General features: G+C 35.6%; 11 protein-coding genes. 6 read left to right on the plus strand and 5 right to left on the minus strand.

Annotation, left to right across the window (positions count from 1 at the left end; genetic code table 11):
- Nucleotides 1–194 precede the first annotated feature (194 nt).
- The 4 genes from yhbH to nagE form a co-directional block, all read right to left on the minus strand.
- Nucleotides 195–1343 carry a sporulation protein YhbH gene (gene yhbH, locus DLJ74_RS18280; protein WP_109985547.1) on the minus strand — a complete coding sequence of 383 codons (1149 nt, stop codon included), beginning with the start codon at nt 1341–1343 and terminating at the stop codon, nt 195–197.
- A gap of 196 nt (nt 1344–1539) precedes the next feature.
- Entirely contained in the window at nt 1540–2823 is a 1284-nt protein-coding gene (odhB, locus tag DLJ74_RS18285; RefSeq protein ID WP_109985548.1) for a 2-oxoglutarate dehydrogenase complex dihydrolipoyllysine-residue succinyltransferase, read from the minus strand.
- A complete protein-coding gene (locus DLJ74_RS18290; RefSeq protein WP_245902391.1) occupies nt 2823–5624 on the minus strand; it encodes a 2-oxoglutarate dehydrogenase E1 component in 2802 nt (933 codons plus the stop codon). Before DLJ74_RS18290 ends, odhB begins: the two co-directional genes overlap by 1 nt.
- A 468-nt stretch (nt 5625–6092) precedes the next feature.
- On the minus strand, nt 6093–7544 hold the full coding sequence (gene nagE, locus DLJ74_RS18295) for an N-acetylglucosamine-specific PTS transporter subunit IIBC (RefSeq protein ID WP_054861479.1): 1452 nt from the start codon (nt 7542–7544) through the stop codon (nt 6093–6095).
- 462 nt (nt 7545–8006) lie between these two features.
- Here nagE and nagA point away from each other — a divergent pair, with 462 nt between their 5' ends.
- The 3 genes from nagA to murQ all read left to right on the plus strand — a co-directional run bounded on the left by nagA (nt 8007) and on the right by murQ (nt 10926).
- Nucleotides 8007–9185: an N-acetylglucosamine-6-phosphate deacetylase gene (nagA, locus tag DLJ74_RS18300; RefSeq protein ID WP_109985550.1), complete on the plus strand. Its 1179-nt coding sequence runs from the start codon at nt 8007–8009 to the stop codon at nt 9183–9185.
- A gap of 102 nt (nt 9186–9287) precedes the next feature.
- Entirely contained in the window at nt 9288–10010 is a 723-nt protein-coding gene (locus tag DLJ74_RS18305; protein WP_054787318.1) for a GntR family transcriptional regulator, read from the plus strand.
- A gap of 16 nt (nt 10011–10026) precedes the next feature.
- Nucleotides 10027–10926, plus strand: coding sequence for an N-acetylmuramic acid 6-phosphate etherase (gene murQ / locus DLJ74_RS18310; protein ID WP_109985551.1), 900 nt, complete (start codon nt 10027–10029; stop codon nt 10924–10926).
- Nucleotides 10927–11059: 133 nt separating this feature from the next.
- Here murQ and DLJ74_RS18315 read toward each other — a convergent pair whose 3' ends face one another.
- On the minus strand, nt 11060–12955 hold the full coding sequence (locus DLJ74_RS18315) for a PrkA family serine protein kinase (protein ID WP_109985552.1): 1896 nt from the start codon (nt 12953–12955) through the stop codon (nt 11060–11062).
- Nucleotides 12956–13326: 371 nt separating this feature from the next.
- Here DLJ74_RS18315 and DLJ74_RS18320 point away from each other — a divergent pair, with 371 nt between their 5' ends.
- From DLJ74_RS18320 to DLJ74_RS18330, 3 genes are all read left to right on the plus strand, one after another.
- Entirely contained in the window at nt 13327–14883 is a 1557-nt protein-coding gene (locus DLJ74_RS18320) for a response regulator transcription factor (protein WP_109985553.1), read from the plus strand.
- Nucleotides 14852–16633, plus strand: coding sequence for a sensor histidine kinase (locus tag DLJ74_RS18325; RefSeq protein ID WP_109985554.1), 1782 nt, complete (start codon nt 14852–14854; stop codon nt 16631–16633). The genes DLJ74_RS18320 and DLJ74_RS18325 overlap by 32 nt, the downstream gene beginning before the upstream one ends.
- A gap of 186 nt (nt 16634–16819) precedes the next feature.
- Complete coding sequence (locus tag DLJ74_RS18330; RefSeq protein WP_109985555.1) at nt 16820–18112, plus strand: ABC transporter substrate-binding protein; 1293 nt, start codon at nt 16820–16822, stop codon at nt 18110–18112.
- Nucleotides 18113–18176 lie beyond the last annotated feature (64 nt).

Genomic DNA, 18176 nt, shown 5'->3' on the forward strand with positions numbered 1-18176 from the left:
CATACTTAGAAGGTAAAGTCGACTTTTTCTAAAAAAGGTACACTTTAATTTATACTATATTAAAGTGTGCCATTGCAATGATTTTTATGATATTTGTTGAACAAGAGAGAAAAATGTTACACTCTCTTACATTTCGAATTATTTTCGCAATATTTGGGCAATTTTGATAATAAAATATATAAAAAAAAGCTACCCTATAGGATAGCTTTTTCTTCATGGAAAAAGTGTTTCATTGCATAGAATACATCTTCTTTATTTCGTAAAATAAATTGCTTAAAACGAGGATGATCAATGTCTTTAAAAGCCTGAGTTAATGTCGAATAACGGTTGTATTGATTGACCTCTCCATATCCAAATAAACTTGCATGCTCCAATAATTTTGAGACAGCCTCAAGGGATCTTCGGTTATCAGAGGTTAAATTGTCTCCATCCGATATATGAAATGGATAGATATTATATCTGCTTGGAGGATATTTTTCTTCAATTAATTCTAGTGCTTTTCGATAGGCTGAAGAACAAATTGTTCCCCCACTCTCGCCTTTCGTAAAAAAGGATTCTTCATCGACTACTTTTGCTTCCGTATGATGGGCAATAAATTCGACTTCTACTGATTCATATTTTTTCCGCAAAAACCGTACAGTCCAGAAATAAAAGCTTCTAGCTACATATTTTTCAAATTGGCCCATTGACCCACTTGTATCCATCATGGCAAGCACGACCGCTTTAGATTCAGGTTTTATAATATTATCCCAGGTTTTATATCGTAAATCATCAGGATAAATAGGAGTAAACGACGGATTACCTTCTAATGCATTTCGACGATAAGATGCAAGCATCGTCCTTTTCTTATCTATATTTCCGGTTAATCCTTTTTTACGAATATCTTTAAACTCAACATCTGTTATCGTAATATTATCCTTCTCTTTTTCTTCTAAATTAGGTAAAGCTAATTCCTGAAAGAATGCTTCTTCCAGTGTTTCAAAATCCACCTCTGCTTCATAGTAATCTGTACCAGGTTTGTCACCTGCTTTTTGCCCTTTTTGACCTTTTTGTGGTGTACCGTCTTGAGCTACTATGTCTCCTACCTTACTATCACCATTTCCTTGACCAACATGCTTATTCTTCGACTGGTTGTATCGTATTTTATACTCATCTAATGAGCGAATAGGAACACGAATAATGTCCTTGCCTCGAGACATAATAATGTTTTCTTCACTGACGATATCAGGTAAGCGCTTTTTTATGGCATCCTTTATTTTCTCCTGATGTCTCTTCTGATCGTCAAACCCTTTTCTATGGAGGGACCAATCCTCTTCCGCTATAACAAAATTATAATCAGTCATCCTTCCCCTCCTCTGCTTGTATTATTTTATTGTATGCAAGTTTTGGCAGAATGATTAAGTATTTCACGATATTTTTTCATCTATTCTAATGTCCAAATTATCAAAGACTTCACCAACCCATTTGCTGTACTTTAATCATTTTTATACGCAAAAAAACGCTCATTAACCTTTTCGGTTAATGAACGTTTTTACAAATCTATCCTTCTAGCAAGAGATCGTAAGGGTCTTCCAGCAATTGCTTAATTCGAACTAGGAATTGTACTGCATCTTTACCATCTACTATTCGATGGTCATAAGACAAGGCAATATACATCATTGGTCGCACCTCAATAGAGTCATCAGGCATGACCACTGCGCGTTTTTTAATCGAATGCATCCCTAAAATACCAACCTGTGGTGTATTTAGTATTGGTGTGGATAACAATGATCCAAAGATCCCACCATTTGTAATGGTAAAGGAGCCTCCTTGTAAATCAGAAATCTGAAGTTCTTTATTTTTCGCTTTGGCACCTAACCTACCAATTTCAGATTCAATTCCTGCGAAGTCTAGTCGATCAGCGTCACGTACTACTGGAACAACCAAACCATCGTCAGTAGAAACAGCAATACCAATATCATAGAATTTCTTGAGGACAATCTCATTTTCTTGAATTTCCGCATTTATATAAGGAAATTCTTTTAATGCTCCAACAACAGCTTTTGTAAAGAAAGACATAAAGCCTAATTTCACATCATGCTTTTCTAAAAATTTGTCTTTTCTCTCGCTTCTCAGCTTCATCACTGCTGTCATATCGACTTCATTAAAGGTTGTTAACATAGCAGCTGTATGCTGTGCTTCAACTAAACGATTAGCGATTGTTTGACGACGGCGTGTCATCTTTACTCTTTCCACAGGCTTATCAAATTCCTGCTGAGAAGAGTTAGTAGAAATCTGTTGTTTACTCTTACTGTCACTTGAAGCTTGCTTTTGCTTCTCCGCTTTTAAAGCATCGGATAAATGTTCTACGTCCTCAGGACGAATTCTACCTAATGGATCTGTTGGTACGACATCATTTAAATCAATACCTAATTCACGTGCTCTCTTTCTCGTAGCAGGGGAAGCGACAACCTTTTGCTCTTTACCAGACTTTTTCGGCTCTGGTGTAGAGGCTTCGTTATTATCTGTGGCCTGCTTCTCTTCCTTAGAAGGGGCAGTAGCTTCAGAGTCCTCTGACTTCGATTCCTCTTTTGTATCTACTGCTTCACCATTTTCATCTATTTTGGCAATAACTTCTCCTACTTCCACATCATCGCCAGCATTTTTTACAAATTCTTTTAAGACACCAGCATATTCTGCGTTAACCTCAACATTTACTTTATCTGTTTCTAATTCACAAATTGGGTCGCCTTTTTCTACCGCATCCCCCTCACTCACTAACCATTCCGCAATTGTACCTTCTGTAATAGATTCTGCTAATTCTGGGACTTTAATTTCTTTCATTAGTTTTTTCCTCCTTCAGAAAGCTCTAATGCTCTTTTTACTAGGCTTCGTTGTTCTGCTTTATGGATATGTGGGTCACCTACGGATGGCGATGAGCGTTGACATCTACCAACATAATGTAAATCAATTTTCTTTTCTTCGAGCATTTTAAATAGTAGCTCTTTCACAAAATTCCAGCAACCCATGTTTCGAGGTTCTTCCTGAACCCACACTACTTCTGTTAGATTTGGACAACCTTCAATCACTTCTCGAATTTGTTGTTCAGGGAATGGGTAGATTTGCTCTAAGCGTAGAACATGAACATCTTCATACGCTGCTTGATTATCACTCATTTTGTCTTCAATATCTACCATTACTTTTCCTGTTCCGATTAGTAATCTTTTTGCTTTTTTAGAAGTCCATTCTAAACCTGGTTGCTGCATTAATGGTTGGAATTTACCATTCGTGAATTTATCAAGTGTGGAAACTACACGAGAGCTTCTTAATAGACTCTTCGGTGTCATGACAATTAATGGTCTAGCAGCTTCACTATCCACTAATGCCGCTTGTCGACGTAATAGGTGGAAGAATTGCGCACTTGATGTAACATTTGCTACTATCCAGTTATTTTCAGCTGCCATTGTTAAAAATCTTTCCACCCTACCGCTGGAATGTTCAGGCCCTTGCCCCTCATAACCATGTGGCAATAGAATGACCATATTAGATCGCTCATCCCATTTAGCACGTGAAGAAGAAATAAATTGATCAAAAATAACTTGTGCTGCATTGGCAAAATCACCAAATTGAGCTTCCCATATTACTAGTGTCTTTGGTGCTTTCACACTATAGCCATACTCAAAGCCGAGTACAGCTGCTTCTGATAAAGGGCTATTATGAACATCGAATGTTGCCTTTGCTTCATCCAAACCATGAAGTGGACAATACGTGTCATTTGTCTCTATATCATGTAATACTAAATGACGATGTGCAAAGGTTCCTCGCTCAGAATCTTGACCAGATAAACGAATTGGAATACCATCTTGCAAAATGGATGCATAAGCTAAAGCTTCTCCAACAGCCCAATCTGCTTTTTCCTCATTAGCGAAAGTATTATGACGTTTTTGAAGAATCTTTTCTAACTTTTTAAATGCCTGAAATCCTTCAGGACGCTTCAATATTCCTTCATTAAGTGATAATAGTAATTCCTTTGGAACAGCTGTTTCAATATCATTCAAGCTTGTTTGTAAGGCTTTAGGTACAGGTAATGCCTCCGGATTCTCGTTCGTGCTCTCCGTCATTTCATCATAAATACCTTGAAGTTTATTGAAAACGGCTTCCTTCATTTCTTCAAAAGCGTTTTCTTGAATAATGCCTTGGTCCTGAAGGTTCTTCGCATACACAGTTGCACAAGTGTCGTGCTGATCTATACTTTTGTACAATTTAGGTTGGGTTGCTCTTGGTTCATCCATTTCGTTATGACCATATCTGCGATAACCAACTAGATCAATTAAGACATCTTTCTGAAACTTTTTACGATAGTCATAGGCAAGCTTTGCTGCCGAAATACAAGCCTCTGGATCATCTGCATTAACATGAATGATCGGTACCTCGAACCCTTTCGCTAGATCACTAGCATAGCGGGTGGACCTTCCTTGTTCCTGTCCTGTTGTAAAACCAACTAGATTGTTGGCAATAATATGCATAGTTCCACCGGTTTTGTATCCTGGTAATGCACTAAGGTTGAAAGTTTCAGCGACAACACCTTCTCCAATAAATGCAGCATCCCCATGGATTAAAATACTAAATGCTCTTTCAAAATTTTGTTCAGTTCTTCCCTTTTGAAATCGAAAATCCTGTGCTGCTCGTGTAAATCCTTCTACAACCGGGTTAACAAACTCTAAGTGTGAAGGGTTATGAGCAAGTGTAATTTTTGTTGGGGAAGGTTTCTCTTCTCCTAATTGGCGCTTTGCTCCAAAGTGATATTTCACATCACCAGTCCATCCATAAGTAATGGCTCTTGAGCCTGGCGATGATGGAACTAATTCCTTATCAGCTGATGGATGAAATTCAGAGAATAGTTTATCAAATGGCTTACCTAATATATGAGTTAATACACTTAACCTACCTCTGTGAGCCATTCCCATTAGAATCTCTTCTGTTTCATCATAGAAGGATTTCTGTACGATATGGTCTAAGATCGGAACCATCATCTCTAATCCTTCAATAGAAAATCGCTTTTGTGCAACAAACGTTTTAGCTAAGAAGTTCTCAAATCCTTCTACATCTACTATTTTACCTAGTAACTGCCTTTTTTCGTCATCACTTAATGTAAAACGATAATTCCCTGATTCAATATTATCTTGGAACCAGTAGCGTTCGTCATCATTGTTTACATGATCGTACTCAAAAGAAATTGATCCAGCATATTGTGCCATGAGATATTCTACTACATCATTTGCAGTCGTTACTCCGACCATGTTTTTGTCCCAAACCCAATCCGCGGGAATCGCTTCCAAAATCTCTTTTGAGAGATGATAATGTTCCGGGTTTACTAATGTAGTGTCACTTGTCTTCCCTGAACCAACTGGATAAATATTCGCTTTCAAGTGTCCATAACGCCTAATAGCCTCAACAAGCTTGATTGCTGAGGTTAACTGTTTTGCATTAAATTGAGACGGCAAGCTACTCCCCTTAACGACCTCTGCTGTTCCATTGCCCGTTTCTTTAGGAGCTCCATATTGTGCAAACATTTCTTGAAGCGTTGCATCAACAGAGTCCCTGTCTTGTAAATAAAGCTCATACTGTTCCTCAAGGTATCCCATATTGGGACCGTAAAATTTTTTCCAGAATCTCTCACTGGATTCCTGCTGTGTCACGTCCTATACCCCCATTAGTAGTACTTTCTACTGCTTTACTTAACTCCCATCCAAATAAAGTAATGATTAATCATTACATCCATAATATAACCTATTTTACTATGGGAAACAACATAAAACTATAGATTATTTAAATTCTTTTTGTGTTTATTTGAAAATCTTGAAATATAGTCGTTACATTACTTAGAAAGGTGTATTTTCCTTACTAAATAATAAGTTGTCCCCTTTGACTTTAATTACTAGTGATAGCCTCGTTTATTTCATATTTCGCACTTATCTGTCGAGTTTGTTTATTACAAAAATTTCAAATTCCTAAACACACCAAAAAATTAGATGTCCTATTAATTTTGCTCAAACTAATAGAACATCGATATACTAATCACTATTTCAACCTTCTCCTGAAGATAATGGCCTCTATTCTCTCATTTTCTTTATTTCATCAGCAACAAATTGTACTTGTGTACCAACAATAACTTGAATACTATTTTTTCCTACAATATTGATTCCTGGTATACCGGTATTTTTAATTCGCTGCTGGTCTACTTTATCCATATCCTTTACCTCTAACCTTAACCTTGTCACACAATTATCTACAGATAAGACATTTTCATCACCACCAAGTCCAGCATAAATCTCCTCAGCCATTTCAGCGATTTTATCTCCTGAGGTTGTTGAAGCTGTTGAAGATTCTTCCATGTCTTCATCCTCTTCTCGTCCAGGTGTTTTAAAATTAAATTTTAAAATTAAAACCCTAAATAAAACATAATAAATGATCGCAAATACCATACCTTGAACCAATAGCATAAATGGCTGATTGGCTAAGGGAAGTCTTGAACTTAATACAAAATCAATAAAACCTGCACTAAAACCAAAGCCTGCTGTCCAATCAAACATAGCAGCAATACCTAACGAAAGACCAGTTAAAACTGCATGAACAACATATAGTGCTGGCGCTAAAAACATAAACGAAAATTCAAGCGGCTCTGTTACACCGGTAAAAAAAGAAGCAAATGCTGCTGCTAATAATAAGGCTGCAGCCATTTTCTTTCTTTTCGTTTTTGCCGTATGATACATGGCTAAGGCAGCAGCTGGTAATCCAAACATCATAACAGGGAAAAAGCCTGCTTGATACATACCAGTTACACCTTTTTCACCTTGACCAGACCAGAAATTAGCAATATCATTAATCCCTGCAACATCAAACCAAAAAACAGAGTTCAACGCGTGATGCAATCCAGTGGGAATTAGTAACCGATTGAAAAATCCATATAGACCTGCACCAATTGCATCTAAATCAATAATGGCCTTACCAAAAGAAACAAGTCCAGAATAAATGAATGGCCAAATAAAGAATAAAATTGCAGATGCCAACAACATTGTAACCGCCGACATAATAGGCACAAGTCGTTTACCACTAAAGAATGCTAGTGCATCTGGTAACTTTATATGACTAAAACGATTGTACATAATGGAAGCTACTATCCCAGATAATATTCCAATGAATTGATTTCCAATACTATCAAATGCAGCATTAACATCTTCCACATCTACTCCTTGTAATAGAGCAACCGTTTCTGTTGATAATAAGGTGGTCACGACAAGATAGGCAACTAATCCACTTAACGCAGCAGATCCATCTTTATCCTTTGACATACCAAAAGCAACACCTACAGCAAACAAAATAGACATACTAGGTCCTGAAACAATCGATTCACCCGCCTTAATTAAAAATGCGGCAACCGCACTTGCTTCTCCCCATCCTTCTGGATCTATCCAGTATCCAAGTCCCATTAAAATTGCCGCTGCAGGTAAAACCGCTACTGGCAACATTAAGGAACGACCAATATTTTGAAGATATTTCATCATAACATTCTTCCTCCCTTTTATTGTTAATTATCTGACAGAATTAAGACACCTATTTACCGTTATATTATTGAATGAAACAATTAATATTCATCTTAAATCATTTAATTAATTTTGTATCAATAACACTTACTACAACTAAATTAATCCCTTTTATATTTTCCCATGGTTCATATTTTAAGATTTCATTGGCTCCACTCCTTAGCATTTTCTCTTTTTTATTTCCAACAATCCAACCATAATGTACAGTTGTCTATACATATATTAACTTCATTTAAATTTTACGTCAATATGCTTTCTTCCTTCCATTTAATTTAGTGAAAATAAAGCGTGAACAGTTAACAATACTACATTTGTTAAGAATAGTGTTTCATTTTAATAACACCTGTATTTATGTATAGACAACTATATCTTAAATTGGTATGCTTACTATTGAATCTAAAACGTCGAATGAGGTGTGTAGTGATGAGTCAAAAATTATTGATAAAGAATGTTACGATATATACAGATACTACTATTATTGACTCTGGTTTTATCAAAATAGAAAATACAAAAATAACTGAAATTGGGACTTTAGCTGAATTGAGAATTCCAGATGGTTTTGAAATAATGGATTTGTCAGGAAAAACGATAAAGGCCATTCCTGGTTTCATTGATGTTCATATTCATGGAGCAGATGGAGCGGATGTGATGGATGGAACTTCTGAAGCCCTTCATAAAATGGCAATAGCTTTGCCGAAAGAAGGTACCACTAGTTTTTTGGCAACAACAATGACGCAAAGTAATACATCGATAGAAAAGGCATTATCTAATACTGTTAATTATATGAGCGACCAACCAGCTACACAGGCTGAAATAATAGGAATTCATTTAGAGGGACCATTTATCAATGAAACCCGTAAAGGCGCACAGCCGGCTGAACATATTCAAAAACCTAATCTGGAACTATTCAAAAAGTGGAACGAATTAGCAGAAGGAAAGATTAGATTAGTTACATTAGCCCCTGAAATAGACGGAAGTAGCGAACTGATTGAATACTTTAAAAATAATAGAATTATTGCTTCAGCTGGGCACACTGATGCAAGCTCCGAACAGATCAACCGTGCAATAAAACACGGACTATCTCATATTACTCATCTGTACAACCAAATGAGAGGCTTTCACCATAGAGAACCTGGGGTAGTTGGTGCCGCATGGAACAATGATTCCTTAATGGTTGAAATTATTGCAGATGGTGTTCATTCCACAAAAGAAGCCGTTCAAATCGCCTATCAACAAAAACAGGAAAACAAGCTTATACTTATTACCGATTCGATGCGAGCGAAATGCTTAAAGGACGGTGTTTATGATTTAGGCGGACAAGAGGTAACCGTTAAAAATCAAGAAGCAACCTTAAAAGATGGTACCCTTGCTGGAAGCACCTTAAAGCTAGGAGATGGATTTAAAAACATCATCCAATTTACAGATTGCTCTATCGAGGCTGCTATTTGTATGTCCTCGCAAAATGCAGCAAAGGAATTAGGTATTTATGAGAAAAAAGGGAGCATTACGGTTGGGAAAGACGCTGATATTGTCTTGTTGAACGAAGACAATGATGTCATTACGACCATATGCCGTGGAAATATTGCTTACAGTAATGAGTAAGATAGTCTAGAATGATAAGTAAAATGGATATTTCAAAAATCAATAGTGCTATAATAAGATTACTTAAGACATGAATGTTAGCTGGAAGGAGTTATTTACTTTATGATTGATAAACATTCGCCAATCCCAATCTATCATCAATTAGAGGAACAAATCAAAACGAAAATTGAAAGTGGTGAGTATAAGGCTGGTGATTCATTGCCTTCTGAAAGAGAGTATGCAGAGCAACTTGGCATCAGTCGAATGACAGTAAGGCAGGCCATTACAAACCTTGCGAATAAACATTATCTATACCGAATAAAAGGAAAAGGAACGTTTATTGCAGAGCAAAAGCTTGAACAAAACTTAAATGGATTAACAAGCTTTACAGAGGATATGAAGGCACGTGGTATGAAACCTAGTAATAAGTTAATTAATTTTGAAATTATACCTGCAAACGAGGGATTAGCAGAACAGCTCCATATTCCTGTTTATACACCTGTTTACGAAATTAAACGTATTCGCCTTGCAGAGGACGAACCAATGGCGCTAGAAAGAACGTATATTTCTGCTAACTTGATCAAGGGCTTAACTGACGAAATTGCACAAAGCTCTTTATATTATTACATTGAAGACAAATTGGGATTAAGGATAGGAAAAGCAAGCCAAATATTTGAAGCAACACTTGCTAATGAAGAAGAAATTCAATATTTAAAGATTGAAGAAAATTCACCAGTGCTTTTTATGAAAAGAGTAACTCAATTAGCTGATGGAACCACCTTTGAAGTTGTAAAATCTTCTTACCGTGCAGATCGGTATAAATTCATGCTAGATTTAGAACGTTGAGAAAGGAAGACTATTAATGGAAACTCCTGTAACAGAATCTGTTAATAACAACTCTCTTACTATTGACGAGATGAGTTCATTGGATATTGTTAATTTAATGCACCAAGAGGATCAAACTATTCAAAAAGCAATACAAGATAACATAGAAAAAATTGCAGAAGCAATCGACCTAATCGTAAACAAGTGGAAGATTGGGGGAAGAGTATTTATCGTTGGTGCTGGCACGAGTGGTAGAATCGGTATTTTAGATTCCGTGGAACTCCCCCCTACATTCTCTATTAATCCTGAACGCTGGAAAGGCATAATTGCGGGTGGAAAAGAAGCTATGTGGGAACCACTTGAACAGCATGAGGATGATCAAAATAATGTTATCCAAGAATTGCAACACGATTCTTTCTGTGAAAAAGACGTTCTCATAGCCATAAGTGCTAGTGGCTCCACGCCATTTTCTGTTGCAGCTCTTCGTTATGCAAACCAAGTAAAGGCAACCACTATATCCATCAGCTGTAATCAACAATCGATCTCCTCAATAATGAGTGATATTGCGATTGAATTAGTAGTTGGTCCTGAGATTATTCGTGGATCAACAAGATTAAAGGCAGGTACTGCACAAAAAATAGCTATAAATATGATCTCAACTGTCACCATGGTAAGATTAGGGAAGGTCTATCAAAATGAGATGATTGATATGATGCTGATTAATAAGAAACTGGTTAAAAGAGGAAATGAGATGCTTAAGGAATTAACCGGCATTAGTGATCAACAAGCAGAAAATTTGATGAAAGAAACGAATAATCAATTAAAAAATGCTGTTTTTATGGCAATTACAAATAGCAGTTTACAAGAGTCCGAAATGTATCTTCATAAAGCGGAAGGACATTTAAAGCAAGCGATTAAGAGTTATCTGAATGACTAAGTGTTTATTGGAAGGAAAATTCCTTTTTAGTAAATTCACTGCTTTCCTATCAAATATGAATACTATTTTCTAATCATAAAACAACTAATACCCGAACTTGAAAGAAAGTCCGGGTAAAGTTGCTATAACTTTGTTATCGATTCAACAAGCTACCTACATATCGCAATAGATCATTGGCAGATTGTGTATTGTAACCATACTCATCGACGAGTGTTGCCACAACCTCATTCATTTTCTTTAATTGTTGTTCGTCAGGTGTTTTGGTTGATGTAGTAATTTTAACGACATCTTTCAGATCAGCAAATAATTTCTTTTGAATCGCCTCACGTAATCTTTCGTGTGATTGGTAATCGAATTTCTTCCCTTTACGAGCATAGGCGGAAATTCGGATCAGAATTTCTTCTCGGAATGGTTTTTTTGCGTTTTCAGAAATTCCGATTTGTTCTTCAATGGAACGCATTAATTTTTCATCTGGATGCATTTCTTCCCCTGTTAATGGGTCTTCTAATTTCGTTTTATTACAAAATGCCTCCACATTGTCTAAATAATTATTCATCAAGGTTTTTGCAGATTCCTCATAAGAATAGACAAATGCTTTTTGTACTTCCTTCTTTGCAAGCTCATCGTATTCTTTTCTTGCGATGGAAATGAAATCTAAATAGTCCTCTTTCTGTTCCTTTGTGATAGATGGATGATCATCTAACCCGTCCTTCAATGATCGCAATACATCTAAAGCGTTTATTGCCTGCATCTCTTTTCTTATAATGGTAGAAGAAATACGATTAATAACATAACGGGGATCAATACCTGTCATTCCTTCATCAGCATATTCCTTCTTTAAAGCCACAACATCTTGATCACTAAAGCCTTCAACATCCTGACCGTTATAAAGATACAATTTTTTCAATAGACTAATATTATTTTGCTTTGATTCCTTCAATCTAGTTAATATGGTGAACATTGCTGCAATTTTCAAGGTATGTGGGGCAATATGCACATCCTGTATATCACTTTCTTCAATCATTTTTTGATAAATACGTTCTTCTTCATCCACCTTCAGATTGTACGGGATCGGCATGACAATCATTCTAGAATGTAAAGCTTCATTCTTCTTATTCGATATAAACGAACGATACTCTGATTCATTTGTATGTGCAACGATCATCTCATCTGCGGAAATTAATGCAAATCTACCTGCTTTAAAATTCCCTTCCTGTGTTAAAGAAAGTAAATGCCAGAGAAACTTTTCATCACACTTCAGCATTTCTTGAAATTCCATTAAGCCACGATTAGCTTTATTCAGTTCACCATCGAATCTGTAAGCTCTTGGATCAGATTCGGAACCATAAGTAGCAATGGTGGAAAAATCAATCGATCCTGTTAAATCGGCAATATCTTGAGATTTAGGATCTGATGGACTGAACGTACCAATTCCAACTCTTCTATCCTCTGAAAAAAATATCCGCTCTATTAAGACGTCTTCAATCCTACCACCATAGTCTTCCTCCAGTCTTAGCTGATTAAGTGGTGACAGACTTCCTTCTATCCTTATTCCATACTCTTTTTCAAAATCTGATCTTAAATGTTGAGGAATAAGATGAAGTGGATTCTCATGCATAGGGCACCCTTTTATAGCATATACAGCCCCTCTATCTGTTAACGTATATTCTTCTAACCCTCTTTTGAGAAGTGTAACTAAAGTCGATTTTCCACCACTAACTGGACCCATTAAAAGCAGGATACGCTTTTTAACATCTAATCGTTTTGCTGCCGGATGAAAATATTCTTCGACTAATTTTTCTAAAGCTTCTTCTAAACCGAATAAATCATTACGGAAGAAGGCATATTCTCTTACTCCATCTACTTCTTCTACCCCTTGATCTCGAATCATCTGATAAATTCTTGAATGGGCAGATTGTGCTAAATAAGGCCTCTCCTTTAAAAGCTCTAAATAATCGCTAAAAGTGCCTTCCCATTTTAATTGATTTTGTTTCTCCCGGTATGCTTGCACCTTTTTCAGTATATCCATTCCAAAACCTCCTGGTAAGCATTTCTTTCTATAAAAATGTTGGAACTAACGAGAAAATAATTAAGAGAAAATCTTCGGAGTGAGGGGTTCATATGCTGTTTAGCCATATGGACAATTACTGGCAGTTACCCCCCACTTACATTTCTTACTCGAAGTGAGCATCGTACCGCCAGTTTATGTGTAATATAGTAGATAATACTTAATCTAATGTATGTAAGTAAGCCAAAAAAAATGAATCACTTTCCCATACAGAAGAAAATAGACAAGCAGTTTACGAGTGAATGGAGAACGATTACAATATATATAATCGATTTTACTCAAATCCAAAGAAATAGTGCACATTATTCATTACTTTAAAAGGGGTTCATCCATTGAATAAATTATACAAGGTTCTCATTGTTGATGATGAAATGCTAATTAGACAAGGTATCATAAATTATATTGATTGGGAAAAGGAAGGCTATCAAATAATTGGGGAAGCTGCCAATGGGGAAGAGGCTTTAGCATTGTTAGAGAAGGAAAGGCCTGACATTATTATTACGGATATCGTTATGCCAGAGATGGATGGAATCGAATTAGTGAAAATAGCAAAAGAAAAAAATCCAGCGGTCAACATTATTATCTTGAGTAGCTTTGAGAATTTTGATTATGTACGAACAACCTTCCAACACGGAATAGCTGATTATATTCTCAAGCCGAAGTTAAATGCAAAGGAACTTATTCAGACACTAAATAACATTACAATAGGAAGCAAGGAACCTAAACAACAAGAGATACAATCCATTGAAGAACAGTTAAAAAAAATATTACAAGGCTACCAACCGAAACTATCCAAAACTCAATGGAAAAAATCTTTACCGTACAATCAATTTTTACTTGTAAGTATAATCCTTGAGCAAGAGGATTCATTATTCAAGACATCATTACTAGAAGAATACACAAAAAAACCTGATGTAGCAGTATATGATATTTCGGTGAATGAGAAGGAATTCTTATTGTTATATAATTTTGAGAAATATGAATTATCATCTATTAAAAAATCGATCTTACATTTTAAAGATAAATTTATGTATACTAATCATACTTGGCTGATTGCTGCACCATTCTCTTCTTTAGAGAATCTTCAGCAATGCTATCAAGACCATCTAGGCAAACTAAAGCATTACCTTTTTTATTTACCAGAAAAAAAATACATCATCTATGATCAATTACCACATGACCATGAATCAGAGCTGAATTTTGATTTGAATCAATTTATTTTTCTCTTTAAAAGGAAGGAATTTGATGATGCATTTTCCTATCTTACAGAACATATTACCATCTTAAGGAAACAGTATAGTCGTGATGTCTTCGAGTTTAAATCATGGCTTGAAAATATTATCTTTAATTCTATTGTTTTACTAGGTAATATGAAATATGAAATAACGAACCTAGAAGAATCCAAGTACCAGTATTTTGCACGTATCAATGAAGCGAATGATGCAGAAGAGGCCATTGCCATTTTTCATGAATTTCTAGAAAAAGTAAAAAGCATCGTTCACTTAGATCGAGATGAACAATCTCCTAATATGCGGATGCTCTTAAATTATATTGATAGTCATTATGCAGAACATTTAACTTTGAAAATCCTAGCAGATCATTTTCATTTTAATCCTTCTTATTTATCCAATTATTTTAGCACCCATCATGAAGAAGGATTTAGTGAATATTTAAGCAAGGTTAGAATAAAAAAATCTATGGAAATTCTTGAGACAAGCAAGGTCTCAATAGCTATGGTAAGCGAAATGGTTGGTTATTCTGATCCGAGCTATTTCTGTAAGGTCTTCAAAAAATCAACAGGCTTATCACCTAGTCAGTATCGGCGGAATTCGACAGCAAGGAATCGAGGAAGCAATGATGAAAAAAATAGTCCATATCATTCAAGATAATAATTTATTTATAAAAATTTTCCTTGTAATGGTCATTAGCATCATTGCTGTATCTATTTTTATAACGATAAGCTCTATCCGTATGTCAAGCAATCTTTTTATGGAAACATTTAGCATTACCAATACAAAAGTACTAACACAAATAAAAGATCGATTCAATACTTTTAGTTATTCGGTTGTCTCCACCTCTATAAAAGTAGATGAAAACGGTACGATAAAACGACGACTTCAGGAAGAAACGTCTAATGATATAGAAAAATCACGCTCTTATTACCAAATAAAGACGCAAATGGAACGTATTTTTGCAGAAATTGATCCGAATGAAGCCAATTTAATTATTATGAGCTTGGATAATGAAATATTTAATATGAATTATTTTAATTGGCCAGTAAAAGGTACGGAATTAAGGAACCATCCGATCACGAAACAAACAGAAGCACGTACAAATGAAATCATCTACCAATTTGATCAATCAAATTTAACCAATAACATCCCTATGGTAATTGTATCAAAGGCTTTAACAGAGCATTCAACTGGTAAAATCTATGGATATCAGTATGTTTCTATTCGAGAAAAGGATTTGAGAAGCTTCTATGAAGGCTATACGAGTGAAGGAAATAATGTTCTTCTCATAAACAGTTCCGGCCAAATCATCTCAAGTAATTTCCATCAAAAAATTGGAGAAAAAGAACCGAAGTTACTACAAACTGCTAAGAATATTGAAAACCAAGGAATCGAATACCTCAATGTAAACATTTTTAACGAAGACTATTTAATGTTAGCAGAATATTTGCCAACTTTAGATATGTATATTGTCAACCTTGTTGACAAGGATAAGGTGCAAAGCAATTTAGTTGATACAAATGAAATCATCTTGATTAGTACTCTCATTGTATTGATTGCTGTTTTCATTGTCTTTTTAATATTAAGGAAAATGACGGTTTCTATTAGTAAATTGGTTAATCAAATCTCCGATATGGCTAGGTATCAATTTACCAAGCCATTAGAAGAAACCGGTGGATATGAAGCTAAGAAAATCGCCAATTCTTTTAATTACATGTTAAACGAGCTCCATGACTATGTAGAGATACTGCTAAGAACACAGGAAAAGCAACGCAAGGCTGAGTTAGAAGCATTACAACATCAAATTAATCCACATTTTATTTATAATACACTAGCATCGATTAAATTTATGATCAAGCAAGGAAAGAAAGAGACAGCATTTAACACGATAGATGCCTTTATCTCCCTAATTCAAAATGCACTTGGTGATGTAGATGAATTGATTACAGTGGAACAGGAGCTGGGTAATTTAAAAAATTATGTACTCATAAACCATGCAAGATATGGCGATAGAATCAAGGTAAATTATTTAGTTTCACCAGATTGCCTCCATCTTCAGTTGCCAAAGCTTGTCATACAACCATTTATTGAAAATGCCTTTTTTCATGCTTTTACGAAAAAGAAGCATGGTTATATTCAGATTTTAATGGCCCAAAGAGAAAATTCACTAGTTTGTGAAATTGTAGATAACGGAGATGGAATCAATGAGGAAAAGATCGATCGTAAGGCGATTGGTATGAAAGGCAAAAGACAGCTATTTAGTGGGATCGGTGTGCGAAATGTCCATGAGAGAATCCAGTTGTTATATGGGAAAAATTATGGTGTGAACATCACAAGTGAATTAAATAAAGGAACAAAAGTAGTGATTACCCTCCCTATTATAGAGGAGCTGGAGAATCAGAAGTAACCATATCTACCTAAAAATAATACCATTTTCTAAAATAAATACCATTTTGTATTCGACAGGATAAAAATATCTAAAAATATTCAAAATATCAACTAAAGATCGTTCTAACGACCTTTAGTTTTTTTTGTTACGATAATGTTACAGCGTTGATAACGCTTGCAAATTTTTATAAGGGGGTTTTATAAAGTGAAACGTATATCAAAAAAATTACTCTTTTTCTTGTTCTTAGCTCTAATTCTTACACTAGCAGCATGTTCTGGAGGGAATGAAAGCGGTTCAGATGAAGGAGGATCTGATGGAAACACCATTACTGCTTGGGCTTGGGATCCTAATTTTAATATTGCAGCACTTGAATTAGCCAAAGAAAAATATTCAGGTGAGGAAGGAATTGAATTAGATATTATTGAAAATGCCCAAGACGACATTGTTCAAAAGCTAAATACTGGTTTAAGTTCTGGCACAATGAAAGGTATGCCCAATATTGTTTTAATTGAAGATCAACGTGCCCAAAGCTTCTTGCAGTCTTATCCAGACGCTTTTTATCCAATTGGTGACTATTTTAACAAAGAAGATTTTGCTAGCTATAAACTACCACCAACGAGTCTTGACGGAAAACAATACGGATTACCTTTTGATACAGGGGTAACAGGACTATTTTATCGAACAGATTATTTGGAAGAAGCAGGATTTACCAAGGAAGATCTTACAAACATAACTTGGAAACAATATATCGAAATTGGTAAAACAGTAAAAGAAAAGACTGGACATAATTTTCTATCATTAGACCCGAATGACTTAGGAATTCTTCGTGTCATGATGCAAAGTGCTGGTGCTTGGTATACAGATGAAGAAGGGAATATTAACCTCGTAGATAATGAACCTTTAAGATTAGCCCTAGAAAATTATAAAGCAATTATGGAAGCGGATATGGTAAAACTCAACTCTGATTGGTCACAATATATTGCAGCATTTAACAGTGGAGACGTCGCAACCGTTCCAGCAGGAAACTGGATTGCGCCTAGTATTGAAGCGGAGGAATCACAGGCTGGAAAATGGGCAGTCGCTCCTACACCAAGATTGGACATCGAAGGAACAGTTAATGCCTCTAACCAAGGTGGAAGCTCTTTCTATGTGTTAAATATAGATGGTAAAGAAAAAGCAGCTGAATTCCTTGCCAACACATTTGGCTCCAATGTTGAATTTTATGATGAGCTTGTTACAGAGGTTGGTGCATTAGGAACATATACTCCAGCAGCTGAAAGTGAAGCATATCAGGTTGAAAATGAATTTTTTGGCGGTCAACAGCTTATTTCTGATTTTTCAAAGTGGATGGAAGAGATTCCTCAAGTTGATTATGGAATGAACACTTACGGAATTGAAGATATTCTAGCAGCAGAAATACAGAATTACTTAAATGGTAAAAGCTTAGAGGATGTACTAGCAGATGCTCAATCTCAAGCGGAAGCACAATTTAAATAAGTGAGTGAAGAAGCCCTTGGGTATGTGCTAAATCTCTGCAGAAATAGTTCCCAACCAAGGGCTT

It is taken from the genome of Gracilibacillus dipsosauri, assembly GCF_003176895.1.
Lineage (GTDB): Bacteria > Bacillota > Bacilli > Bacillales > Amphibacillaceae > Gracilibacillus > Gracilibacillus dipsosauri.